The 24,760-nt window shown below is 46.4% G+C and carries 25 protein-coding genes; 15 read left to right on the forward strand and 10 right to left on the reverse strand.

Annotation, left to right across the window (positions count from 1 at the left end; all coding sequences use genetic code 11):
- Nucleotides 1-158 precede the first annotated feature (158 nt).
- Complete coding sequence (locus GC130_RS05365; protein WP_151997245.1) at nucleotides 159-1,094, forward strand: NAD-dependent epimerase/dehydratase family protein; 936 nt, start codon at nucleotides 159-161, stop codon at nucleotides 1,092-1,094.
- A 5-nt stretch (nucleotides 1,095-1,099) separates the two neighbouring features.
- Here the strand turns inward: GC130_RS05365 and GC130_RS05370 are convergent, their stop codons facing one another.
- The 3 genes from GC130_RS05370 to GC130_RS05380 form a co-directional block, all read right to left on the reverse strand.
- Entirely contained in the window at nucleotides 1,100-3,022 is a 1,923-nt protein-coding gene (locus GC130_RS05370) for an AAA domain-containing protein (protein WP_151997246.1), read from the reverse strand.
- A 135-nt stretch (nucleotides 3,023-3,157) separates the two neighbouring features.
- Nucleotides 3,158-5,326 carry a xanthine dehydrogenase family protein molybdopterin-binding subunit gene (locus GC130_RS05375; protein WP_151997247.1) on the reverse strand — a complete coding sequence of 723 codons (2,169 nt, stop codon included), beginning with the start codon at nucleotides 5,324-5,326 and terminating at the stop codon, nucleotides 3,158-3,160.
- Between the two features lie 5 nt (nucleotides 5,327-5,331).
- Nucleotides 5,332-5,799: a (2Fe-2S)-binding protein gene (locus GC130_RS05380; RefSeq protein WP_151997248.1), complete on the reverse strand. Its 468-nt coding sequence runs from the start codon at nucleotides 5,797-5,799 to the stop codon at nucleotides 5,332-5,334.
- 187 nt (nucleotides 5,800-5,986) lie between these two features.
- Here GC130_RS05380 and GC130_RS05385 point away from each other — a divergent pair, with 187 nt between their 5' ends.
- The gene (locus tag GC130_RS05385) at nucleotides 5,987-6,388 is read left to right on the forward strand and encodes a hypothetical protein (protein ID WP_151997249.1); all 402 of its coding nucleotides are present in this window, start codon (nucleotides 5,987-5,989) and stop codon (nucleotides 6,386-6,388) included.
- Nucleotides 6,389-6,392: 4 nt separating this feature from the next.
- Nucleotides 6,393-6,602, forward strand: a complete 210-nt coding sequence (locus tag GC130_RS05390) for a helix-turn-helix transcriptional regulator (protein WP_151997250.1) — start codon at nucleotides 6,393-6,395, stop codon at nucleotides 6,600-6,602.
- 48 nt (nucleotides 6,603-6,650) lie between these two features.
- Here the strand turns inward: GC130_RS05390 and GC130_RS05395 are convergent, their stop codons facing one another.
- Nucleotides 6,651-7,049: a TerB family tellurite resistance protein gene (locus tag GC130_RS05395; protein ID WP_151997251.1), complete on the reverse strand. Its 399-nt coding sequence runs from the start codon at nucleotides 7,047-7,049 to the stop codon at nucleotides 6,651-6,653.
- Nucleotides 7,050-7,260: 211 nt separating this feature from the next.
- Between GC130_RS05395 and GC130_RS05400 the strand changes: the two genes are divergently transcribed.
- The 6 genes from GC130_RS05400 to GC130_RS05425 all read left to right on the forward strand — a co-directional run bounded on the left by GC130_RS05400 (nucleotide 7,261) and on the right by GC130_RS05425 (nucleotide 11,818).
- Nucleotides 7,261-7,863: an ACP phosphodiesterase gene (locus GC130_RS05400; RefSeq protein ID WP_151997252.1), complete on the forward strand. Its 603-nt coding sequence runs from the start codon at nucleotides 7,261-7,263 to the stop codon at nucleotides 7,861-7,863.
- A 9-nt stretch (nucleotides 7,864-7,872) separates the two neighbouring features.
- Nucleotides 7,873-8,313: a hypothetical protein gene (locus GC130_RS05405; RefSeq protein WP_151997253.1), complete on the forward strand. Its 441-nt coding sequence runs from the start codon at nucleotides 7,873-7,875 to the stop codon at nucleotides 8,311-8,313.
- Complete coding sequence (crcB, locus tag GC130_RS05410) at nucleotides 8,310-8,678, forward strand: fluoride efflux transporter CrcB (protein ID WP_151997254.1); 369 nt, start codon at nucleotides 8,310-8,312, stop codon at nucleotides 8,676-8,678. The genes GC130_RS05405 and crcB overlap by 4 nt, the downstream gene beginning before the upstream one ends.
- Before the next feature lie 112 nt (nucleotides 8,679-8,790).
- A complete protein-coding gene (locus GC130_RS05415; protein WP_151997255.1) occupies nucleotides 8,791-9,837 on the forward strand; it encodes a hypothetical protein in 1,047 nt (348 codons plus the stop codon).
- A gap of 3 nt (nucleotides 9,838-9,840) precedes the next feature.
- Entirely contained in the window at nucleotides 9,841-10,701 is an 861-nt protein-coding gene (locus GC130_RS05420; protein ID WP_151997256.1) for an HAD-IIA family hydrolase, read from the forward strand.
- Nucleotides 10,702-10,771: 70 nt separating this feature from the next.
- Complete coding sequence (locus GC130_RS05425) at nucleotides 10,772-11,818, forward strand: MBL fold metallo-hydrolase (RefSeq protein ID WP_151997257.1); 1,047 nt, start codon at nucleotides 10,772-10,774, stop codon at nucleotides 11,816-11,818.
- A 68-nt stretch (nucleotides 11,819-11,886) separates the two neighbouring features.
- Here GC130_RS05425 and GC130_RS05430 read toward each other — a convergent pair whose 3' ends face one another.
- The 3 genes from GC130_RS05430 to GC130_RS05440 form a co-directional block, all read right to left on the reverse strand.
- Nucleotides 11,887-14,982 carry a hypothetical protein gene (locus GC130_RS05430; protein WP_151997258.1) on the reverse strand — a complete coding sequence of 1,032 codons (3,096 nt, stop codon included), beginning with the start codon at nucleotides 14,980-14,982 and terminating at the stop codon, nucleotides 11,887-11,889.
- A 62-nt stretch (nucleotides 14,983-15,044) separates the two neighbouring features.
- Nucleotides 15,045-15,770: a hypothetical protein gene (locus GC130_RS05435; protein WP_151997259.1), complete on the reverse strand. Its 726-nt coding sequence runs from the start codon at nucleotides 15,768-15,770 to the stop codon at nucleotides 15,045-15,047.
- A 153-nt stretch (nucleotides 15,771-15,923) separates the two neighbouring features.
- Nucleotides 15,924-18,338: a TonB-dependent receptor gene (locus tag GC130_RS05440; protein ID WP_151997260.1), complete on the reverse strand. Its 2,415-nt coding sequence runs from the start codon at nucleotides 18,336-18,338 to the stop codon at nucleotides 15,924-15,926.
- A 419-nt stretch (nucleotides 18,339-18,757) separates the two neighbouring features.
- Here GC130_RS05440 and GC130_RS05445 point away from each other — a divergent pair, with 419 nt between their 5' ends.
- Nucleotides 18,758-19,882 carry a helix-turn-helix domain-containing protein gene (locus GC130_RS05445; protein WP_193217773.1) on the forward strand — a complete coding sequence of 375 codons (1,125 nt, stop codon included), beginning with the start codon at nucleotides 18,758-18,760 and terminating at the stop codon, nucleotides 19,880-19,882.
- A gap of 50 nt (nucleotides 19,883-19,932) precedes the next feature.
- On the opposite strand, the gene GC130_RS05450 is transcribed toward GC130_RS05445, so the two are convergent.
- Nucleotides 19,933-20,262: an iron-sulfur cluster assembly accessory protein gene (locus tag GC130_RS05450; protein ID WP_151997262.1), complete on the reverse strand. Its 330-nt coding sequence runs from the start codon at nucleotides 20,260-20,262 to the stop codon at nucleotides 19,933-19,935.
- 4 nt (nucleotides 20,263-20,266) lie between these two features.
- Nucleotides 20,267-20,677: a hypothetical protein gene (locus tag GC130_RS05455; protein ID WP_151997263.1), complete on the reverse strand. Its 411-nt coding sequence runs from the start codon at nucleotides 20,675-20,677 to the stop codon at nucleotides 20,267-20,269.
- Between the two features lie 155 nt (nucleotides 20,678-20,832).
- Between GC130_RS05455 and mce the strand changes: the two genes are divergently transcribed.
- Genes mce through GC130_RS05470 form a run of 3 tightly spaced genes read left to right on the forward strand, consistent with a single transcriptional unit; the run spans nucleotide 20,833 to nucleotide 22,860 of the window.
- Entirely contained in the window at nucleotides 20,833-21,240 is a 408-nt protein-coding gene (mce, locus tag GC130_RS05460; protein ID WP_151997264.1) for a methylmalonyl-CoA epimerase, read from the forward strand.
- A complete protein-coding gene (gene thiL / locus GC130_RS05465) occupies nucleotides 21,237-22,271 on the forward strand; it encodes a thiamine-phosphate kinase (RefSeq protein WP_151997265.1) in 1,035 nt (344 codons plus the stop codon). The genes mce and thiL overlap by 4 nt, the downstream gene beginning before the upstream one ends.
- Before the next feature lie 37 nt (nucleotides 22,272-22,308).
- A complete protein-coding gene (locus tag GC130_RS05470; protein WP_151997266.1) occupies nucleotides 22,309-22,860 on the forward strand; it encodes a Uma2 family endonuclease in 552 nt (183 codons plus the stop codon).
- Nucleotides 22,861-22,928: 68 nt separating this feature from the next.
- Here GC130_RS05470 and GC130_RS05475 read toward each other — a convergent pair whose 3' ends face one another.
- Nucleotides 22,929-23,885 carry a DUF1080 domain-containing protein gene (locus GC130_RS05475; RefSeq protein ID WP_151997267.1) on the reverse strand — a complete coding sequence of 319 codons (957 nt, stop codon included), beginning with the start codon at nucleotides 23,883-23,885 and terminating at the stop codon, nucleotides 22,929-22,931.
- A 203-nt stretch (nucleotides 23,886-24,088) separates the two neighbouring features.
- On the opposite strand from GC130_RS05475, the gene GC130_RS05480 reads away from it, so the two are divergent.
- Both GC130_RS05480 and GC130_RS05485 read left to right on the forward strand, forming a co-directional pair.
- Entirely contained in the window at nucleotides 24,089-24,403 is a 315-nt protein-coding gene (locus GC130_RS05480; protein ID WP_201568525.1) for a nucleotidyltransferase family protein, read from the forward strand.
- Nucleotides 24,403-24,747, forward strand: a complete 345-nt coding sequence (locus tag GC130_RS05485) for a DUF86 domain-containing protein (protein ID WP_151997268.1) — start codon at nucleotides 24,403-24,405, stop codon at nucleotides 24,745-24,747. Before GC130_RS05480 ends, GC130_RS05485 begins: the two co-directional genes overlap by 1 nt.
- Nucleotides 24,748-24,760 lie beyond the last annotated feature (13 nt).

The raw sequence follows: 24,760 nt of genomic DNA on the forward strand, positions 1-24,760 counted from the left end.
ATGTTAGGTTCTCAAAGCTACAAAGTGCACCGTCAATGAATAACATCATTTGACCATTTAGCGCTAATCAAGTTTCAGCGGCATAACGACTGTTAACAAAACGATCATTTGGTTTCTAAAAAGCGAAGCACTAGCTTTTGACACTAATCGATTTCCCCATGCAAACCATACTCGGAGCCAACGGAGCCATAGGCACGGAGCTCGCCAAAAGTCTCACTTCATATACCAAAGACATTAGGCTTGTTAGCCGTAACCCAAAGAAGGTCAACGAAAAGGATATCCTCCATTCCGCTGACCTGACAAAAAGAGACGATGTTTTTAAAGCAGTGAAAGACAGTGAAGTAGTGTACCTCACCGTCGGCTTCAACTACGACATTAAAGTGTGGAAAGCAGTTTGGCCGCCGCTGATGAAGAATGTGTTGGATGCCTGCGAAGAGTATGGCAGCAAGCTGGTTTTCTTCGATAATATATACGCCATTGGGAAAGAACATATCCACCACATCACCGAGGACTGTCCCATAAGCCCCTGTAGCAAAAAAGGAGAAGTAAGGGCCGAGGTTGACAGGCTGGTGCTCGATGCCATGGACAAAGGAAAAGTGCCCTCTATCATTGCTCGCAGCGGCGATTTCTTCAGCACCATGCGAGGCACCAGCATGCTGATGATCATGGTGTATGACAACCTGATTAAGGGCAAAAAAGCGCAGTGGTTTTGCAACGCAAAAGCAAAACACTCAATGACCTACTGCCCCGATGCTGCGATAGGTACTGCTATGCTGGGTAACACGCCAACAGCGTTTAATCAAATATGGAACCTCCCCACTGACAAAAATGCTTTGACGGGGGAAGAGTGGGCGAAGCTATTTGCGACTATCATGGGCACTTCCGACAAGTATCAGGTGCTTCCCGGCTGGGGCATAAAAGCGTTGGGCATTTTCATGCCCATCATGAGAGAGCTTCATGAAATGAGCTACCAGTTTGCATCGGACTACTTCTTCGACAGCGCCAAGTTTGAAAAGTTCTTTAACTATACGCCCACCAGCAATGAAGATGCGGTGAGAGAAACGGTGGCGGCGCTGAAAAACATCAAGGGATAGGTTGCTTAAGAGTAAATCAACTCAAAAGCACTCTGGTACGCATCGGTGGCCGTACAATGCTCCACCAACTGGTTGTAGAAATTGTTAGAGCCAAGGGTGGCAGAGTCTCCGATCATTATAAGCTGTCGTCGGGCCCTGGTCATAGCTACGTTAGTACGGCGAATATCTTTCAGAAAGCCCATTTCACCATCTTCATTGGAGCGGGTGAAGCCAATGAAAATACTGTCCCTTTCCTGCCCTTGGAAAGAGTCAACGGTGTTCACATCAATCAAGTCCATCAGCTCTTTACTTAGCCCCTTCTCCAGCAAAACCTCTCTCAGTAGTTCAATCTGGGCTTTGTAAGGTGCAATCACGCCAAATGTAATTTGGTTTGAAAGCACATGCTCTTCGCCTATGGTTTCAATATTGGCAAGCAACTGATCGATCAGCAGCCGGCCTTCCTCCTCATTATAGGTACTTCTCGATTCGGGATTTACCTTCTCCTGGTAGCCACAACCAGCGGTATCGATAAACTTTATGATGGCTACATTGGGCAGAGCCTCTCTTTCAATGGCAGAAGGTGCAGCTTGCAGCTTATCGTTGTAGAAGAACTTACTGGGAAAAGCCATGATCTCTGGCTTCATCCGATACTGTTCTTCCAGCATCACATCAGTCGAATGGTAGCCTACGTTCTTTTGAAAAAGGGTGTTCTCCAGTCCTTCCTTGGCAGCCTCAAACGACTTTACCGTAGGCGGCAGTTGCTGGTGGTCACCAGTCATAATGACCCTGTTAGCTTTCAGAATAGGAATCCAGCAAGCGGGTTCCAGCGCCTGGCCGGCTTCGTCAATGAAGACAGTTTTAAACACCCGATCTTTAAGGAGGTAATGATTGCTACCTACCAATGTGCAGGCGATTACCTGGGCATTGTCGAGCAAAGTGCTAGTGATGTAGTTTTCAAGCATGTCGGCCTCATCCCTGAAGCGGCCGGCTTCCTGTAGCAAAAGCTTTCTTTGCTGACGCTCCGCATGGCCAAAGTTTCGTTTGTATTTAAAAGCCACATTTCGGTACTCCTCGTATTTCTTGCGGACAGTCCGCAATTCCTTGAAGCTATCGTGCGCCGCTATGCGGGCATCAAGGCTATTTTCTATCACTCTGTTGGTTACCCTGGCTGGGTGGCCAAGTCGAAGTACATTGATGCCTTCCTCCGCCAGCTTTTCTACCATCACGTCCACCGCTGCATTGCTTGGTGCCGTCACAAGCACTTGCTTTTCCAACTTCACGACTTCTTTCACCGACTGAATGAGCGTGGTGGTTTTACCTGTTCCAGGAGGGCCGTGAACGATGGCCAAATCCCTGGCCTCTATTATTACCTCAAGGGCCTTATTCTGAACGGCGTTTAATGAAGGCAGCACTGGCGCAAAGGCTGGCTCCCGCTGTGGGGTCTTTTTACCCAATAAAATCTCTGTAAGTTCAAATAATCTCCCGGCTTCTTGTTTACCCAGCACTTTGAGCGTTCGTTCCATTTCCCTGTAGGAGGCTTCATCGAACATCAGGTCAATGCCCAGCTTGCCGTCATTGATCCAATCAGGCAGGTCATCGTCGTTCAGCACAATACCCATCTTACTTTTGCGCACATACTTAATCACTCCCGTGATGGCGTTACTGCCCTTGTCCTTTTCGCCAGTGTTCGCATAAAAACTCACCGTGCCACCACCCTGGAACATATGGGCTTGATCAAGGTCTGTCGTTTTCTCCAGCTCCAGCACGATCTTCTCTCCTGTGCCTATGTGGTGGGAATTCACCACCACAGGGTACCAGCAGACACCGGACTTCTTCTTCTCAGGAATAGCGGTATAAAGGATTTTGTCTTTGTACTGCTGTAAGTCCTCCTGCCATTCTTTTCTAAGGAGAGAAGTGAGGTGGGTGAAGTAAGATTTGGTATCGGTCATTGAAAGCGTATTGACGGGGCAAAAGTAGTGAAATGTTTCCCCTGCCAGGCTTTTTCAACAATTTTTGTCGGGCAATTGCCCACACCTCACGGAATAGATGACCTCCAAATCAATTTAACTAACCAGGAATTAGTTTTACCCTATCGCCCCCAAATCCAACGGCAATTTCCTCACCCTCACCCCTGTCAGATCAAAAATCGCATTACACAGCGAAGGCGCCACATTGGCCAGGCCGGACTCGCCGGCGCCTTCGGGCTTTTCTTCATTTTGAATGATGTAGGTTTCACAAGGTGGGCATTCCTCGAAAGTCAGCATGTTGTAATCGTGGAAATTAGATTGCGCCACGGCCCCGTTCTCCAGCCTAATGCCGCTTTTGTAGGTGGCTGTTAGCCCCATCACAATGGAGCCCTCGGTTTGGGCCCGCACCGTATCGGGATTGATGCAGATGCCAACATCCACCACAGTGGTGATTTTCACCGGTTTCACCTTTCCATTTTCTTTTTTCACTTCAATGACCATCCCGGTAAATGCTCCCGAACGCTCAAGAATAGACACGCCACGACCAATCCCTTCTTCCCTTGGCCCGTACCAGTTGGCCTTTTCAGCCAGGGTTTGCAACACCTTCGTGTATCGGGTGTGGTTTTTAAGCATGTCAAGTCTGAAATCCAGTGGATCCTTTCCAGCGGCTATTGCCAGCTCATCGATGAACGATTCATGCGCAAAACAGTTGGTGGTGTGATACACCGCCCTCCAATAGGTAATCGGCACATAATGTTTCTGAAGCACGCCACTTATCCGGAAGTTGGGGATCTCGTACTCCGTATTGATGCCCCCCATGAGCTGCCGACCGGCTTCCATTTTGTCGCCCGTCTGGTTTTGTATTTCCTGGGCCACCACTTTATGCTCAAGAGTCTCCACCTTTCCGTCGGCTATAGAGCCACGACAAACATTGAGCGATGCGGCTCTAAAAGGCCCCTGGGTCAAGTCATCCTCCCTTGTCCAAACCACTTTAACAGGCGCTCCTACTTGCAGCGAAATATCAGCGGCCTCCTCAGCCACATCGGTCATCGACCTGCGCCCAAATCCACCGCCCATAAAGGTGTAGTTAATGGCTACATTTTCAGGGTCGATGTTGAGTTGCCTTGCCAGTTGTGAGCGTATGCCGTTCGGGTTTTGTGTTGAGCCCCAGAACTCTGCTTTGCCGTCTTTAACACTCACCGTGGCATTCATTGGCTCCATGCAAACATGGCTCTGATAGGGGGTTTCATAGGCCGCTTCCACCACTTTTCCTTCACCACCAACAGTGCTCACATTTCCAGCTTCCGCCAACGAAACTCCTTCTTTAGTAGCATCGGCTTTATACTTCTTGAGGATAGTAGCTGATGAGTTTTTTTCAAGACCACCAGTGTCCCATTTGATTTCGAGCGCCTTCCTGCCCTGGTTCGCCGCCCAATAGTTGTCGGCCACCACGGCTACACCCTCTCTCGTGTGGCCCCACACATTCCTTTGCGTTTTTACCACTGCCTTTACACCCGGCACCGCTTTAGCCTTTTCATCATTGAAGCTGACTACCTTACCCAAAAACACGGGAGACCTCTCCACAGAGGCATAAAACATCCCTGGCACCTGGATATCCAGTCCGTAAATTGCAGCTCCGTTGGTCTTTGCCGGAACGTCCCTTCTGGCTATCGGCTGCCCAATGACTTTGAAGTCGCCGGGTGCTTTCAGCGGTGGGTTTTCCGGCGGAGTAAGCTTTGAGGCTTCTTCCACGAGCTCCCCGTAGGTGAGCTTTTTGCCTGAGGGGTGAATAATTTCTCCGCCGCTGGCCTTGCATTGACTGATGTCAATCTCCCACCTTTTGGCAGCTGCTGCCTTCAGCATTTCACGAGCAGTAGCTCCCATGTTCTGGAGGTTGGCGTATTCTGTCTGAATGCTCCTGCTACCCACGACCATTTGGCTACCATATCTTTTATCATCTGCCGCCGACGGTAAAATTTCGATTTTCTCCACATCGACTTCCAGCTCCTCAGCCAGTATCATGGGAATGGCCTGAAACGTACCCTGTCCCATCTCTGGCCGATGGTTGTAAAGCAGCACCCGCCCGTTTGTGTTGATAACAACAAACTGGTTGAGGGGTATGTCGGTGCCCCCGGCAGGGTCAATAGTGGTTACCTTACCTTCTCCTCCCATACCAGGCGAGCAGCCGATCGCTAAAAAAGCCCCTGAAACAGCTGTCAACCTAAGAAACTCTCTTCTGGGAAGGTTACCCCCCAGTGATGCACTTTTAGTAGTTATCGTTTTCATAAGGTTCAAGCTTTCTGGTTGATTTCAACTGCCTTGTCAATGGCCTTTTTAATTCGAACGTATGTGCCGCAACGACAAATGATAGGAGACATATAAGCATTGACCTGCTCTTCGCTGGGCTGAGGGTGCTTTTCCAACAGCGCTGCAGCTGTCATCATTTGACCCGACTGGCAGTAGCCGCACTGCGGCACCTGCTCCTCCTGCCACGCTTGCTGAACGGGATGATCGTTGTCGGCCGACAAGCCCTCAATAGTCGTGATAGACTTCCCGACAGCACCGGAGACTGGAGTAACGCATGAACGAACCGACTCCCCATCGATATGGACAGTGCAAGCGCCGCATTGTGAAATACCGCAACCGAATTTTGTTCCGGTCAACAGAGCGAAGTCCCGAATAGCCCACAAAAGAGGCATTTGTGGGTCGACCTCCATGGGGTAGTCTTTGTTGTTGATGCGAAGGGTAAGAGATGCCATAGTCTGACTTTTAGTATGCATTAAGTTAGCCATTTAACCGGAGAAATTAAAAACAACGGACATACAGTCTCTACCCCGCTCTTTCAGCGGTCGCCCGTGCTTGTTACAAACAAAAATCAAATTCATTTGTCTTTATGTAAAGTAAACTTTACTTTTAGTCTTCTTTTAACGACTAAACATGCGAATCATGCAAAAATCGATTGTTCCAAGTTTTCTATATCCGCATTGGACAAAAGCCCTCGGTGGGGTCACCATCCTTTTTGGGCTCATCGTCTTTTTTCACAGACTTGCCGAGTATCAAATAATGGACTTTGCCGGACTCAGCTTTCCTGTTGCTATGGGCCTTATTATGATTTTTTTCTCACGGGAGAAGGTATATGATGAAAGGATAGCTTATCTCAAATTCAGGTCATTGGCTGCAGCAGTGCCTTTAGGCGCCCTGGTAGCAATGCTGATTAATTATGTTCAAAACTACGAGGGTTATTCCATTGAAACCGATAGTTGGCATTCAATTTCGGCCTTTGAATATCTGTCTATCACTCTCATAATTGCTATTGGGTGGTTTCAATATTTAAGGGTAAAGGAATAGTTATATGACAAACTCAATAAAAGTAGAGCGGGCCAGGAACAATTTCACTCAAGCTGATCTGGCTGACAAGGTGGGAGTTTCACGGCAAACTATTAACTCCATTGAGACCGGGAAATTCATCCCTTCTACGCTCCTTTCACTCAAGATTGCCCACGTGTTCAATGAGAAAGTTGACAATATATTCTCCCTGGAGGACGACGACTGGGAAGAATAGTGCCTTGCAGCTATTTTATGAGTATCGCCAGAAAGGTGAAACGGAGTACTAGTCTTTGATGAGGTATTTCTGCACTTTCTTTTTCAATGCATCTTTGTCGGCCGATACGTGGGGGTCGGAATAGATTTTGGTGATGAGATGGTACAACACATCTTCGTTGTAGCCCATTTTTGACGCCATCTTGGCACAATAGGTAATCTCTTCCTTGTAAAGTCGGCCGTCGATCTTCATAAGCTGTACCACACGGTACATGTATTCATACTTTTCGTCATCGGAGAGGTCTGCCAGATTACCTACTTCATGGGTCTCGTCGAAGGCTGTAGCAATATCTTCCTCAGTAAGTCCATTGGCTTTTCCAACTTGCCTTATCAGGTCGATTTCATCCTGCGACACGACTCCATCTATTTTGGCTAGCTGCACCAAAATCTGGAGCTGTGAACGGGACATATACTGACTTGTAACGGTTCCCATGGCGGATTGACTAATACTGCTTAGGTCGAATTAACTCGCTTCCGAGTCGTGAACCAGTAAAAATAACAAATAATGTGAAATTAAAAGGATATCAGCGAACAGGAGCACGTAGTTGTTTTAAAAATGCTTTTCTTTATTCATTAAGTACAAAAACCTAACAGGGGAGTGAGTAAAATCTGTCAATGAAATGAATTTTCTGGCCCATATATATCTTTCCGGCCCCGAAAGGGACATTCAACTGGGTAACTTTATTGGTGACTTTGTGAAAGGCAACCAACTCACAGAGTTCCCTGACCGCATTCAGGCTGGCATCATGCTTCACCGGCACATCGACACCTATACAGATACCCACGAGGTGGTGAGAGAAAGTAAGCTAAAACTAAGGGAGGGCTTCGGGCACTATGCTCCTGTAATTGTTGATGTTTTCTACGACCACTTTCTGGCAAGAGACTGGCAAAAGCATCACTCACAAGATTTGAAGGCATTTACTGAAGATTTTTACAAGTTGGCCAAATCGAGAGGGGCTGACTTGCCGCCAAGAGCGTCAAAAATGCTGAGTTACATGAGCGCCGATAATTGGTTGTACAACTACCAATTCGTTGAAGGAATTAAATGGACACTTACCGGCATGTCGAGAAGAACCTCGTTCAATTCGCACATGGAGCTTGCCCACAAAGCACTCGAAGCGCACTACGCCGCTTTCGAAAAAGAATTTAACATCTTTTTCCCTGATCTCATCCACTCATCTAATCAATTCCTTGAAGAGCTCAAAAACAGGTTTTCCTTGTAACTTTACCCCATGATTGTTTGCAAACCGAAAATCAACACCTATTTCAGTATAGCTGTTTTTGAAGTAGTCGCCGGCGGCCTCCTCGGGCTTATTTACTACCAACTACCTAACATGGGTCAGTGGAAGTGGCTGGGTCGCTTGCTACTTCCCATTCTTATTGGCATTATGCTGGCTATCCTTATCAAAGTTATTTGGTCGCTCAAAAATGTAAAGGTGGCCAAAGAACGTTTTGAGGTGTTTTTTCCCATCAGGCGAAAAAAATTGACCTACACAGGCAAAAACCTGCAGAAATGGAAAGAGGAAACCATCAAAACTGCCGGAGGGGTTTACAAGGAAGTAACGCTTATCTTTGATGACGGTAGAAAAATAAGTGTGAGTCAGCAGGAGCATACCGACTACGCACAGCTACTAAAATATATGCATCAAAAATTCAGCAAAGTAAAGGCATGAAGGAGGTATTGCTTGTGGGTGCAGGTGGTTTTGCCGGGAGCATAGGGCGCTACCTTTTGGCCCTGGCGGGCACCAAATGGCTTCCTATGGAGTTTCCTTTGGGAACGTTCACGGCCAACGTGCTGGGCTGCTTTATCATTGGCCTACTCATGGGAGCAGGCATGAAGACGGAGTGGATGACAAAGGATATGTTTCTCCTGCTCGCCACTGGATTTTGTGGCGGTTTCACTACCTTTTCAACCTTTTCTGCTGAAAACATCAACTTTATCACCACCGGGCACTATCTGATGGCTACTTTTTATTTTCTTGGTAGTGTTGTTCTGGGTGCATTGGCAGTGCTTTTGGGAATGTGGCTGATTAAATAGACTTCGCCGAAACTATCTGACGTAATAACGTTATTACTTTATGAAACGCAGGGCCTACAACGGCCTTTAGACAATCGAATACCATAATAAGAACACATAACCCCTAATTCAATTGCAAAAACTTTTCGACTTCACAACAATAATAAGAGAGGCCTGGCACGAATACGACCCCAGCCAGTGCATCAAATCTATAACGGACATCAGCGCCAAGGTTTCAACCAATTACGTCTACCGTGTAAAACTTGAAGACGACAGTCTGGTAGTCGCTAAGCTTTCCTATTTTGGCCGGTACCAATACTTTGTAGAGGATCACACTATTATCAACGCCCTGGCCAACAACCTGCCCGATCCGTTCGAAAACTTTGTAGCGAAGTCGCTTACCAAGCACGGGCAGCTATTTACCTACCGGTATCAAAATAGCCTTCTGGATGCCTGGGTTGTATTTTACAACCCTATCAAAATTGACAGAAAACCACCCAAGAGGTTGAATGAAACTCAAATTGGTATTTTGGGTGAGGAACTTGCCAAATTTCACAAAGCTTGCAAAAAAGTAAGGAATACACTTCCTCGCAATTTTAAGCAAGCGAAGGACGACCTTGATCAGCTAGTAGAAATACTGGACACTGCACCGGGCCGCTTTGAGTACCGTGGTCACCGTGACACCATCCTTCAGCAGTGTGAATTGCTGTACGAAAACAGTGACAAACTAAAAGCACAAAACTTTGACACGATTCCCGTCTTTATCGATTGGAACATTGGAAATTTTTCTGTGACAAAAGATTTTAAGTTCTATTCCCGGTGGGACTATGACTGGTTCAGGATGAGTAGCAGGGTCATGGACTTCTACTTTTTCAGTCGGGTGACGTCAGATATCGGAGATCGTACTATCTTTAGCTATCTGATTGATCCGTTGATGGAAGATCGCTTCCTGATTTTCCTTAAGGCCTATCATGCAGTTTACCCATTAACCAAAGATGAAGTTTTATTCATGAAGGAAGCCTACCGCTTTTTTATCCTCAATTATGTGGTAAAAGACGGGCGCTATTTCTTTCATGAGCTTTATTCCAGTCGCCTGCGACAGGAAGCTTTCGAAATCTATTTTCCCAGCCTCGACAAGACCTTTGATTCTGATAAGATCTGTCGGGCTTTAAACCTGTAGTTCATGCGCATTAGAAGTTTCAAGTCAGTCGTTTCAAAATACAAAACGGTCTTTTTCGATGCATTTGGGGTGTTGAAAAATTATAAAGGACTCATCCCTGGTATAGAAAACACCTTCACCTATCTGGAAGAACAGGGTATTAATTATTTCATCCTTACCAACGATGCCTCCCGAAGCCCGCTGCAACTGGCTGAAAAGTACCAAAAGCTTGGCATACCCAATATTACAGAAGACAGAATAGTGTCGTCAGGAATGTTGGCCAAAGAGTACCTAACCCTGAAAGTTAAAAAGGGAGCTGTTGCCTTTCTGGGCACGGAAGAGTCGGCTCACTACATCGAAACCAATGATTTGAAAACGGTTCCAATTTCCAAGCTTGACATAGACAATACCGACGATATCAATGCACTGGTGTTTCTGGATGACGAAGGATTCGATTGGAACCACGATATCAACAAGGTGGTGAACTTGCTGAGAATGAAGAATATTCCAGCTATTGTGGCTAATACAGACTATGCCTACCCTGTGGCAAAGCACGAAGTAGCGATTGCCGTGGGAAGCCTGGCCGACATGGTAGAAACCATTGTGGGAAAACAATTTATCCGCTTTGGGAAACCCGATGCTCAAATGTTCAATTTTGCCTATGAGCATTCCCTTAACAATGGTGTGAAGCCTGGAAAAGAGAGCATACTCATGGTGGGGGACACGCTTATCACCGATATTATTGGGGGCAATAAGTTTGGGCTCGATACCGTGCTCGTTCTCACGGGCAACACATTGCCCGAGCAAGCAGATGTGAGAATCAAAACCACAGGCATTATCCCTACCTATATTTGTGATTCAGCTGTGATACAAAGAGAAGAATAGTCTGTGATCATAAAAGGAAAATAAAGTAAAACCGAACCTTGATCGTCTTCATAAGTAAAACATTGTTAGCATGATAAAAAGCTTCGGCAAGGCTCCCGAAAAAGAGGTCATCAATCGATCAGATCAATACCAAAAGGGACGATTTCAAAACCCGATAAGCACCACCGCAGCGTCTCTCAAAGACATGCCTCAGGTGATGGGGCGGTATATGAGGCGAAAAACGGAGAAAGCGCCCTCTAGTGCCTACAAGTTTCAAGAGGCTAATCGTGACATAATCAATGTGCTGGACAAGACGGGCGTTTACCTCAACTGGCTGGGCCACGCCGCAGTGCTCATTCACGCCGGAGGTAAATACTTTCTGCTTGACCCTATGCTGGGCGAAAGAGCTTCACCCTTCCAATGGATGGGGCCGAAGCGCTATGCCCCATCGCCCATCGACCCAAAAAAGTTGCCTGCAATAGAGGCAGTAGTGTTGTCGCACGACCACTATGATCATCTGGACTACCCCACTATACTAGCGCTGAAAAACAAGGTGAAAAAGTTCATTGTGCCAGTTGGCGTGTCGTCGCACCTGGGGCATTGGGGCGTGCCCAAAGAAAATATTATCGAAAAAGACTGGTGGGAAAGCTACGAAGGTGATGGCTACACCTTTACTGCCGCACCAGCCCGGCATTTTTCGGGAAGGTTATTCACCAGGGACAATACCCTTTGGTGCTCATGGGTGCTGAAGTTCGGAGAAAGCAATATCTACTTTGCCGGAGACTCGGGCTATTTTGACGGCTATGCTGAAATCGGGCAAAAATACGGGCCCTTCGATATGTCACTTATGCCAATTGGCGCCTATGACACTGCCTGGCACGACATCCACCTTAACCCTGAAGAGGCAATTGAAGCATTTCTTCAGCTTCAGGGCGGGCAGTTCTACCCCACCCATTGGGGCACTTTTGACCTGGCCTTGCACAGCTGGTATGAGCCAATTAAATGGCTAAACGAATTGGCCGACACGCACAAAATAAAAACCGTGACCCCGGCTCCTGGTGAATGGGTGCATTTATTCGACAACCCAACCGATAAGAACTGGTGGCGGAAATACTCCAGTGAGCTGAGTTTAAAGTGAGAAAAGCATAAAAGTGATAAAAAACTGCCCTGTTTTCACTTTTGGAGCAAACAGGGCAGTTTTTTCATTTATTCACTCGCTTTGAATGCCTCAAAGCTCTGCACTTTCAGTGCCTCTGCTCCTGCTTTTTCAATAGCCGAATTTAATTTCTGCAGCTCTTCGCCAGTCAAGGCAGCAAACTTCAGCTGTTCGACTTTAAAATCAGCTTCCAGCGTGGCTATTCTATCCAGGTGAGACTGTGAAGGCCTGCCGGGATAGCGGGTGATTGTACCATAAATTTGACTTATCTTCTCACTGAGTCGTTCGTCCTCATTGACATAGAAATCCCCTCCGAGGAACACCAGATTGTCTTTAAATGCCTGAACCGACCTGGCGTAGGCTGTTGCCTTCTTTGCCAGCTTAGGCTGGCTCATGGCCAAATCTTCAGCTTGCTGCTGCAACTTCGAAGACAGATCGTATACCCAGGCCATCTGCTCTGTCATGTCATAAAGTTTCCGCACAGTTTGCTCCTGTAGCTTTCGGTCTTCCACAGAGTGCGGCGACTTGGGGTCGTAGCCAACAGTGTAAGTAGTCTCAAACGTTTCCTTGCCCTTCGTCACCACTGCCCTATAGGTGCCGCCAGGCAGGTCAGGTCCAAAGACATTACCAATCAACGACATCCGGTTGTTGGTAGGAGCTGCCTTTGGCTTTTCCATTCTGGTGGGCATATCCACAATATTGACACCGGCCGACTTGCCAGCCGGAAGTTCCTTTATCATATTACCCGCCTCATCAAACACCTGAATGAACATTTTACCGAACACATGCCGCTTCTGCTGAAAGTAGATGATGCGAGGAGCTTCATTGGGGTTCTGCCCTACAAATTCGCCTGCTCCACCGAACCAACCACCACCGAAATCAAAGCCTGAAGTATAGGCTTGAGGACTATCAAAAAAAGTAAAAGGTTTGTCCATGACCTCAGGAGTCAGTGCCCTCAGCGCTGGTAAATCATCGATAATGATAACACCCCGGCCATGGGTTGCCAATACTAAGGCATTGTCCCTTGGGTGAATAACCATGTCTCTGACGCCAACTTTCGGCACGTTGTTGGAGAACCTACCCCAATTTGATCCGCCATCCACTGAAATGTAGAGCCCGAATTCAGTCCCAAGAAATACCAGATTCTCATTCACTAAATCTTCCCGCACCGACAAGGCGTAGCCAGAGATATCGGGTGTTGCAAGTGAAACCCATGTTTTGCCAAGATCAGTACTCTTAAACAAGTAAGGTTGTATATCGCTCATCCGGTGATGATCGAAGGTGACGTAGATAGTGTTTTTATCAAAATGACCGGGCTCCACGCTCGTACACCAGCTTTTAGCAGGCAATCCTGAGATGTTGGGAGAAACATTTGTCCATGTAGTTCCTCCATCGGTTGTTACCTGCAGATTGCCGTCGTCGGTACCTACCCAAATCAGTTTTTCATCGAGCGGCGATTCGGCAATGGCATAAATCGTTGTGTTGTTTTCAGCAGCTGAGTTATCGGTAGAAAGGCCGCCAGACTGCTTTTGTTGTTGGCGGGCTGGGTCGTTAGTGGTCAGGTCTGGAGAAAGCCGCTTCCATGATTCTCCTTTGTCTTCCGACATAAACAAGAACTGGCTGCCAAAGTAAAGTCGTTTCGGATTTGACGGGCTTTTGTGAATCGGCGCATTCCAGTTGAAACGAAACTCCGCTTCGCCAACCCTTGGGTAAGGTTTGATATCCTTGCTGTCAGCAGAGAGCAGGTTCACCCTGCTTATTTCACCACCCTGAGCTTCGGCATACACTACATTTTTGTCTTCCGAATCTACATAGGCTGCAAAACCATCCCCACCAAGCACAAACTGCCAGTCTTTGCTGGCTATACCTCCCTGACTTTTGGATGGCCCTCTCCATGAACCATTGTCCTGAAGCCCACCATAAATATTGAAAGGCTCTTCCATATCAACACTGACATGGTAGTATTGTGCCAGCGGCAGGTTCATGAACATCGTGTATGTATTCCCATTGTCGAGCGTTCTGTAAAGCCCGCCATCAGTTCCTGCCAAATTGAACTTTGAATCGGTGGGATGAATCCACACAGCATGGATGTCAGAGTGCATGCCGCTGTCGATGATTTTAAAGGTAGCACCGCTGTCTTCCGACATGATCAACTGTAGACCACACTTATAAACAATTTTTTCGTTGGAGGGAGAAACTGTGAGCCTCGCAAAGTAGAAAGGCCTCACTTTATTGTTAAAATCGCCATTGACAAGGGCAAATGATTCACCCGCATTGTCAGACCGGTAGAGCCCCTTTTCCTCTTCCTTGTCTGCCTCCACCGATAAGTAGATTATATTGCGATTAGACGGCGCAATTTCCACTGCCAGCCTGCCAAGTGTGCCTTTAGGCAGACCCTGGGTTACTTTGGTCCATGTCTTTCCGCCATCGGTGGTTTTATGTAATCCACTTCCCGATCCTCCCGACCTGAATGAGTAAGGCGTACGGCGGAAGTCCCACATGGCTGCATACAGTGTATTCGGGTCTTCCGGGTCCATCGTCAGGTCAGCGCAGCCAGTTTGAGGATTGACATAAAGCAGCTTTTCCCATGTTTCCCCGCCGTCGGTTGTTTTATAAACCCCACGCTCTTCGTGGTCATTCCATAGGTGGCCCAGCACGCCCACATACACAGTATTTGAGTTGGTGGGGTCAACAATAATATCGCTGATCCTTTCGGAGTCTTTCAGCCCCATGTTTTTCCATGAAGAACCTCCGTCTGTGGTTTTGTAGATGCCATCTCCCACCGACACGCTATTTCTTACCCAGGTTTCACCCGTTCCAACCCACACAGTGTCGGGGTGATTTTGGTCAATGGTCACTTTACCTATTGATTGGGTATGTTCGTCAAAAACCGGTGTAAACAAAGCCCCGGCACTCTGCGACTTCCATACGCCCCCTCCGGCTGCTCCGACGTAAATTACTTCGGGCTTGCTATTGACAACGTCGATGTCAGAAATTCTTCCACTCATCAGCGCCGGGCCAATGTGGCGTGCCCTGATGTCTCCAAAAAGGTCACTTGTTTTTATGGAAGACTGGGCGAATAGAGAAAACGGAGATATGACAATGGCCGCCAGAATAGGCAACCACACAGATATAAGTTTTTTCATAAAAATGGGGTTAACTAAGTGCGAAAAATAAAGAGGCCTGCTGGAACGCAGGCCTCCCGATATTATTTAGGAAGTGCAAACACCGAATCGTCCAATGTGGCATTCAGGTCGTAGCTGTCTACAACTATCTGCATCACAGTTTGACCCTGAAACTTAGTCGTCATCGAAAACGGAAGCATAAAATCGCCAACAGCATCGTAGTCACTCATGAAAGTTTCCACAGGCTGCCCCTCTGTTGGGCCTGTTTTGGCAAAGGTTCTGACCATAATTGGCACATTATTGTCCTTGTCGAAAAAATGATATTCAATATCACCGCTTTTCTTCGTGAGCTTCACTTTAAAGCAATCAGTTCCTTCAATGTTCTCCTCTCCATCCAGTGCTACAGCGTGTCCTTTGCTTTTGTAGTCAATGAATTCATCTTCCATCTGGTTGTCTTCCATTTCTTTCACCTCTTCCGCAGTAAGCACTTTGGGTTCAGTAATTTGGGCCAGCGGATTGATCATCCATCCTTCTTTTCCGTCGTAAGCCTGAATGATCTTCTTTCCCTGAATATCAATATCCATTCTAAACTTGTTGGGGTACTTCTGCGACATGGTAGCGGGGAATTCGAGCCCCCCCTGGAGCATTTTACCCGTCATTTTCATGCTCTTCAGGTTTTTCCAGTTGCTAAGTCCACCTGTGATTTCGAAATAGCTGGTCAGTATATCGTCGACTTTCTGGGCCTGAGCGGTTGAAATTCCGGTGCAAGTGAGGGCCAAAATGATGACCAAATAGGATAAACGTTTCATAATTAGTTTGATTAATGGTTCAGTATATTGAATTAGTAGCCTTTAAATAAAGGATATTACAGTTCAAAAGCTATTTTTTCCGTTTATACCAACTCAACAATTTCTTGCCAGCCTTAGACAAAACCCATCAGCCGCCGAGCACGGTCGCTTCGGTTATAGCGAAAAATCTACCCGATAGTAAAACAGCGGTAAAAACCCGAGTTGATATTCCCTGCGAATGGGGTCAGCAGAAGGGTCGGTTTGATCGGGGGCCCAGCTCAGCTTCAGCACATTTTTGATGCCCAACACATTGACAAGATCCACTGCAATCTCATGGCTTAGCTTTGGTCTGTTAATGCGGTAGTTGATGCGAATATCGGCTCGGAAATAAGGCGGAAATTGAAGTGAATTCCTTGTTTCGTCAACATAAATCACCTCTTTTTCTCTCTCCGAAGCAACAGGGTCTGCCGGGCCATACCTTCTGCCGCCAGCAGCGGTGATTTTGGTTCCCAGGCCAATCAGATTGTCTTTTCTGGTCGTCCACTCTTTGGTAAAAAGTGCGTTGACTGCATAATTCCCATTAAAGTCAGTGTCTCTCAGCACACCATCACTGCCTTTGTATTTTGATTCAAACAGGGACGTGGTGAGCATGAAAAAATAACCGCCTGTGAAAGCCCTGTCGAGCGTAAATTCTATGCCATAATTTCTGCTCCTTCCTGTGTTTACCAGGGAGTCGGGGAAGAATCGGGAAAAGCCTGCCCCCGTGTTGACCAGAGAAAAAGAGGAGCTGTTTCTCTCAACAGGAATATTATACAAGTACTGGTAATATACTTCTGTTTTGAACCGGATATTGGCAGTGACCATCTTAGCATACGAAGCCACATAATGAACACTCTTCGTAAAGTCCATTTCCTGATTGTAAAGACCTGAAGCCCCTGGCTTGGAGTAAAAGTAGAGGTAGGTGGGTTGAATCTGGCTGTGAAGCCCCACTCCTGCATTGAGGCTTTGGCCTCGGCCCATTTGCCAGGCCAACCCTGCTCTTGGCTCAATGGGTGAAAAGCTTTTGCTGAGGCTAAAGTATTGGCTGTGCAGCCCCGACACCAAACTTAGTCTGTCGTTGAACTTGTGCTTCCACTGCACATAGGGCTGAAGAAGGAGAGACTGCTCCTGCGAGTTCCACCTTGTCGTAAACTCACTGAAGTCAACTCCATCGTCCTGAAGCACCCTTGCGCTGTCAAGAAAGTTGAAACTGTACAGGTCGTTGTTGAAGCCGTAAACAAGGGAGTTTTTAGCGTTCAGCTTTTGATAAAAGGTGAGAATGGCTGAATATTTTGCCTGGTTGAACTGATAGCCAAGAATCTGAGGCAGGGAATCGACAGCATAAAATCCTTCGGCATCCACATGCCTGTAGATATAATAATGCTGGGCATCCTGACTACCAGCAGAGGCGGCCAGCGTTGCCTTCATTAAAGTGTTGCTGCCAAGTGGCTTTGTGTAGCTGAGTCCCGTTACCCCCATGTTGGTGCTGAAATACTGATCCCGGTCGTTTTCGCCATACAAATTGCGCTCAGGCTTTTTCTGCTCGCTGATCAGGATATCAATGTCGCTGTCCCCACCAATACCAAAAGCCGAAATACTCCCGCCTCCAGCCAGGGGAAAGTTAAGGCGAAAGGCCATGTCCTGGTATTTGGGAACGGCAGAAGTGCCTATATCAATTCCCAGGCTGCTGAACAGCGACAAGGTGGAATACCTGTAATTAAAAAGGTAAGAAGAAGTATGCTTCTTCGAAAGTGGTCCTTCCCCGAAAACCTCCGTACCCAAAAAGCCCAGCTGCCCGCTGAACTCGTGCCTCCGGTTGTTTCCATTCCTCATTCGCAGATCAAAAACGCCCGCAATGCTATTACCATATTCGGCCGGAAAAGCCCCGGTGTAGAAATCAGAGTTGGCCAGGATCTTATTGTTAATGATGCTCACCGGCCCACCGGCAGTACCCGGAATGGAAAAGTGGTTGGGGTTCGGGATATTGATACCCTCAAGCTGCCAGAGCACACCTTGCGGGGAATTGCCTCTGATAACGATATCATTCCGTGAGTCGTCGGCACCCTGAACGCCGGCAAAATTGGACGCCATTCGGGCAGGGTCGCCCCGGCTACCGGCGTACCTGTCGGTTTCTTCTACCGTAAAAGCCCGGACGCTGACAACCGCCATGTCGTTCATCGGCTCGTTGCTTGCCGATGCCTGAATCACAATTTCCTGTAGTGCTTCCACCGACTCCTCCATTTCAACAGCAAGCGAAAGCTCTTTACCGGAAGTAACCAGGATGTTGTTGAGTGATGTCTCTTTATACCCGATAAACGAAAACCTGAAAGAACGCCTGCCAAGCGGCACACTCCTCAAAATAAACACCCCATTCAGATCCGTCACGGCGCCTACAGCTCCAAGCGTATCCGCCAGCAAAACATTGACACCAGGAAGTGGTAGTTTGGTTTCTTTCTCAATCACTGTCCCAGTTACAGTTTGTGTAATCTGCGCTTCAGCAAACGTCACACAAAAAAGCAAAGACAGGGCGCATAGCAGTTTCTTTCCCATTCAGATGGTGTTAAAATAACCCGTATACAATAATAAATGAATTTATGCGGATTAGAGCTTTGTCCTCCGGTCAATACTTGTTAGAAAAACAGCCGGTGAATTTTGAACAATCTGGATAGCTGGTGAAGAAAAAATCCCTGGGGAAAATGAAATTTAACTACAAGCAACATAGCCATTGCAGCCAAGAAGTAAAAGATCGTCACTACCGAAATATCATAATTAGCTTCCATAATATTTTTGTTTAGTAGCCCGAAACAAAAGGTGCCGGCGGAATAGCTGATAACCTTAGATGGCGGTTTTAAAAAATAAGTGTGGGTTTAAAAAATAACCACTCCACCGGCTTCCTTTTTTGTTTGATGATATCAAAGTAAGGGAATAGCGAAATGAATGTCATCCGGTTGTGCGCTGACAGGAAAAGAATGATTTGCAAAAAATCCAACAGCAGGAGTCAGCAGGAGATAGGATTTGCATTTTTTGCAAATCCATATCCAAATGGAGATATTAGAGAGTCGAAAACGACAATTTCAATACTTATCAGCCTTCGAACCTTGAGTGAAACACCCAACATACAGGCGTCTTTCCTTGGACAAATCCGACTGAAGCTCCCGGCCAATATCGCCTTTGCTGAAGAACTGGCCGATTTGCTAAATATCAGCAGGGACAGCGCTTACAGGAGAATTCGGGGAGAGACTCTGCTCAGCATTGAAGAAGTCACTCTGCTTTCCAATAAGTTCGGCATTTCGCTGGACGCCCTACTGGCTCAGACGTCAGAAACTGTCATGTTCCACGTAAGGCAGGTATCAACCACGGGCTTCACATTTGAAAAATATCTGGAAAGCATAAAGGGCAACCTGGAAATGATCAACAGTTTCCCTGACAAGGAGTTAGTGTATTGCGCCAAAGACATTCCCATCTTCTATTATTTCCCCTATCCTGAGCTGGCTGCATTTAAGATGTTTTTCTGGATGAAAACAGTGCTTCGCTACCCCGAGCTCGAAAACAAGAAGTTTTCTTCTTCCTATGTTTCGGGTGTCCTCAAGGGAATAGGTGATAAAATCTGGTCGCTATACTCCAGGATACCCAGCACCGAAATATGGAGCGATGAAACTATCATTGTGGTGATCAAGCAGCTTCAGTTCTATCTTGAGTGCGGACTGTTCGAGGACAACAAGTCTTACAAAGTCATTCTTGGCCAGCTCAATGATATGATAGGCAACATCAGGCATTTTGCTGAGACAGGAACAAAATCGACTAAGCCTGGCGAACAGGGAGGTGCCTTCAGCCTCTACAAAAATGAAATTCTGATCGCCGACAATTCTATATTTTTCAAAATGAGCGACAAGCGTGTAGCTTTCCTGACATACAACACTTTCAACATCCTCTCCACATCCAACCCTTCTTTCTGTCGGTCTACTGAAGATCACCTGGCCAATTTGATCAATAAGTCCTCGTTGATCAGCAGTAGTGCCGAGAAAGAGCGAAGTAAGTTTTTCAATAGAATGGAAAAAGAAATAAAGCTAGCAGAGGAGCACCTGGAGGAATAAAAAAGCCGTCAATTGACGGCCTTATATTTTCACATTCGATGATCAAGGGGCTAAACAGCGAAACTCTCCCCGCAACCACAGGTGCGGGTCGCATTGGGGTTCACAAAGTGGAATCCCTTGCCATTTAAACCGTCGCTGAAGTCAAGCGTGGTACCTATCAAATAAAGCAGGCTGCGCTTGTCGACAAGAATCTTAACTCCCTTGTCCTCGAAGATTTCATCAGTTGGTTTCAACTCTGAGTCAAACTCCAGGTTGTACATCAAACCAGAGCAGCCGCCACCCTGCACTGCCACACGGATGTTGTGGTCGTTGGTGTGTCCTTCCTTTTCACGGAATTCAACGATCTTATTTTTGGCTATGTCAGTGATACCTATGTTCATAATTTTAAGTCATTGGGTTCAAAACGCAACTGTAAACTGTCATCGTGTTCACATCTCGTCCGTAATACAATTTATCGAGCGCATCGTACATGTTTTTGGCCCGGAAGTAAGAAGTTTGGAGTTCCCGCATTTCCTTGGAAACCCACTGAATGGTGTAGCTGTACTCCTTTTCCCGATAGCTCTTCACGTAGTCGAGCATTTTGATGAGTGCCTCTACTTTGTCGAGTCCAATCTCTGTGCGAAACAGAAACGACTGATTGTGTCGGGGGTTGACGGTAATAAGATCCAGTTTGGCCTTACCTCCCTCCAACGTAGTGTACTCAAAAATCAACTCGCTGCTTTTGAGGCCAAGGTAGGTCTTTATTTCATTTTGTACCCTGGCAGCATCGGCATGCACATCGGTTCTTATTTCCATCCAAACAACAATGTTTGATACTAGCTCCTAACGCATTTTTATAGCAAGTGATCTATAAATCAGCATTACTAGAAACTTTTCCGTAAGAAGAAAAGTTTCTTCAACTTTGCAAAAGTAATCAATCGGCCATCGGTTTCAAACAACCCTCCACCTGAATGACCAACGTAGAACATATTGGAATTGCTGTAAAAAACCTCAGTGAGGGGAATGCTGTTTACGAAAAGCTTTTGGGTGTTGCTCCGTATAAGAGCGAAGAAGTGGCCTCCGAAGGTGTAATGACCTCGTTCTTCAAGGTAGGGAGCACCAAAATAGAACTGCTTGAAGGCACTAACGACCTGAGCCCTATTTCAAAGTTCATAGAAAAACGAGGAGAAGGCATTCACCATGTAGCTTTTGAAGTGAATGACATAAAAACCGAGATGGAGCGCCTTCGAAAAGAAGGATTTGTGCTATTGAATGAAGAACCAAAAAAAGGGGCTGACAACAAGTTGGTGTGCTTTGTACACCCAAAAGGAACAAACGGTGTGTTGGTGGAGCTTTGCCAGGAAATAAGACAATCATGAGTGAACAACCCAAAAGAACAGAACTAGGGGAGCTAGGCGAATTTGGCCTTATCGACAGGATCAGCGATCGGTTCAAAAATAATAATGCGTCAACCTTGAAGGGGATTGGCGACGATGCCGCCATCATCAAAACGGGCGACAAAGTGATGCTTGTGTCTACTGACATGCTGATGGAAGGCATCCACTTTGACCTTTCTTACATGCCTTTGCAGCACCTTGGCTATAAGGCAGTGGCGGTAAATGTGTCGGACATTGCGGCTATGAATGGTATTCCCACGCAGATCACCGTCAACATAGGGCTGAGCAACCGGTTTTCGCTTGAGGCCATAGACGCACTTTACGAAGGCGTCAGAATGGCGTGCGAGAATTACAAAGTAGACCTGGTAGGTGGCGACACCACATCATCAGCATCGGGATTGGTGATTTCCGTTACGGCTATTGGAGAAGCTGACCCGGAAAAGGTAAGTCTCAGAAGCGGTGCCAAAAAGGGTGATATCGTGTGCGCCACAGGCGACCTGGCAGGTGCTTATATTGGCTTGCAGGTGCTGGAGCGTGAGAAGCAGGTTTTCAAGGCCAATCCGGACATGCAGCCTAACCTCGGGCCTTACGATTACATTGTCAAGCGACAGCTGAAGCCCGAAGCACGTATGGACATTATCCATGAGCTGAGGGAGTTAAACATTGTGCCTACCTCCATGATCGACATTTCAGATGGGCTGGCATCGGAGCTTTTTCATCTCTGCAAGCAATCTGGCCTTGGTGTGAAGATTTATGAAGACAAGCTGCCCATCGACACCCTGACCTACAACACCGCTGTTGAGTTTCAGCTAGACCCTATCACCTGTGCGCTCAATGGCGGCGAGGATTATGAGCTTTTGTTCACCATTGGCCAGGAGGATTTTGAAAAGTTGAAAAATCATATGGACATCCACTTTATAGGCTACATGACCGACGCCAAAGAGGGCAGGCATTTGATCACCAAAAACAGCAATGCAGTTGAGCTAAAAGCGCAGGGCTGGAAGCACTTTTAGATGTTGGCATCGTTTTGTATCTTAGTTACTCTTAAATATGGAAACTTTAAAGATCGATAAAACGAAAGATTGGACTGTTGATGATTATCTCCTTTTAGGAGAGACAAATACTCCATGCCAATTAATCAATGGAGAACTGATCATGGGCCCGGCACCCAACCCACAACATCAAATTATATCGAGCATCCTGAATGATATTTTGAAATTGGAGGCAAAAAAAGTGGGGGCACTAGTACTATATGCCCCTGTTGACCTCTACATAGATAATAGAAATGTCTTTCAGCCAGATTTAATCTTCCTTTCAAAGGAAAAAAGGCACTTGTTGACTAAGAGAGGGATAGAAGGCCCCCCTGAACTTGTTGTGGAAATTATCTCTCCATCTAACGGTTACACAGACAGGTACGAGAAGAAAAATGCCTATCAAAAATTCGGCATACCAGAATATTGGATTCTGGATCCAGCCAACCAAACACTGGAAATTTATTATTCCACAGACTGGGTAAAGCCTACGCTTTACCTGGCAGGGGAAGGTACAGTTACTTCATCTGTACTCAAGGAGTTGAATTTTAACCTGAAGGATTTATTCTGAAGCAAGAATTAAAAGGCCGTTTCCCTGATCTGAGAAACGGCCCTTTTTACCCGTTAAGTTTTAAGATTTTACTCTGATTTTTTTCCTTCCACCCTGGGAGTAATGATGATGTTTCTGAATTCAATGGCGCCATGATCTCCCTGAAACATTAGCGGGCCTGGCTCGGCCTCGTTGTTATCAAGAGCGCCACCGGTCATGCCGGCAATTGTTTGGTCGCTGATAATTGTTTTGCCATTGAGCACTACTGTCACCCTCCTGCCTATTAACGTGATATCGTACGACTGCCACACGCCTGCGTCCTTTGCCACCATTTCATTGGGAGTGATAAGCCCGTAGATGCCTCCCAATAAGCCACTCGACGGCTCCATTCCTTTGCTGTCAACTATCTGAACCTCGTAGCGGCCACGTAGATAAACGCCGCTGTTGCTTCCTTTTGGGTAACGAAACTCAATATGCAGTTTAAAGTCGTTGAACTTTTGATCAGACACCAGATTGGCCCCCGATTTTTCGCTAATTAATACACCTGCATCCACTTTCCACTGATTTTCACCCATGGCATGCCATCCACTCAGATCACGACCATTGAACAAAGTAATGGGCTCACCCCACTCTGGATTGTCCACGTAAGCCAGTTTTGGCGCTCTTGTCCCGACCCAGCTATACTTCTTCCCATCGGTAAACCGCATGGTGCCGGTCAATTGGTCACCTGTCAATTGCCCCTCAAAGGCCAAGTCTCCTTCTCCCGGCTCCCATTGCACGGGAATAGCAAAGCTGAACTTCCCATCCTTTGCCTTCACCTCAGCAATCGGTCGAGCACTCCCGGAAGCATAACAAAACCTGCCCACCAGCGTGTGATAGCCCGAATGCTGGATCTCCAACCAGGAAGGAAGCTCCGACCCATCCCTGGTGATCTTCAAGTTCCATCTTCCTTCAAGCGGATTGACTTCCTGGGCGTAGGTAGCATCAGTTACTACGAAAAGCATAAAGCTCAATAGCGATAAAGTAAATTTGGATAGCGTACTCATGGTAAAGGGTGTTTTAGGAAGTTGTAGCTTTAGCGTGTCGAAGTTATTGATGGCAGAGAAGAAATCAAACAAAGAAGGGCGGTTGTGAAGGATGATAGAAAAAACAATAGATCAGAATCATGCATCCTGTAAAAAAAGGGTGACAAAGTTGGTTTGAGTATTAATGTCAGCATCAAAACAAATTCGGCATACCAAGTAATCCGTTGATAGAGATAGAAAATTATTTAAATTGGGGAGTGATAACTGCCGACCAAAAACGAATTATTAAAGAAATAACGGGTAAGTATAATCCTACCCTGCTTGGTATTTTCGGCTCTTACGCACGAAATGAACAAATTCCTAAAAGCGATATAGATATCCTCATCGACTTTGATAAAACGGTCGATTTGCTTCAGTTAATTGGGTTAGAGCAAGAATTGTCTGAAGTTCTCGGAGTAAAAGTCGACCTCATTACTTATAAATCTCTCAATGAGAAACTAAAGCCATATATTCAACAAGATTTGATAAGAATCCTGTGATGGCCAAGAATACACTTGTTTATCTTGAGCATATCTTAGATGCCCTTGCAAAGGTTAAATCGTATACGACGGATCTAAATGAAGGATTGTTTTTAGAGAACCCTTTGGTCCAGGATGCCGTGATCAGAAATTTTGAAGTAATTGGTGAGGCCACCAAGCAAATTGATTTGGGCATAAGGGCGAAATACCCTGATATTGAATGGAAGAAAATTGCCGGAATGCGGGATAAATTAATTCATGATTATATTGGAGTAGATCTAAGGGCGGTTTGGGCTGTAGTTGAAAATTTGGTACCTGACCTGGAGAAAAAAATCGAAGAGATTGTGAAAATAGAGAAAGGATGAGAGATAGAATACC

This window comes from Imperialibacter sp. EC-SDR9 (genome assembly GCF_902498805.1).
Taxonomy (GTDB): Bacteria; Bacteroidota; Bacteroidia; order Cytophagales; family Cyclobacteriaceae; genus Imperialibacter.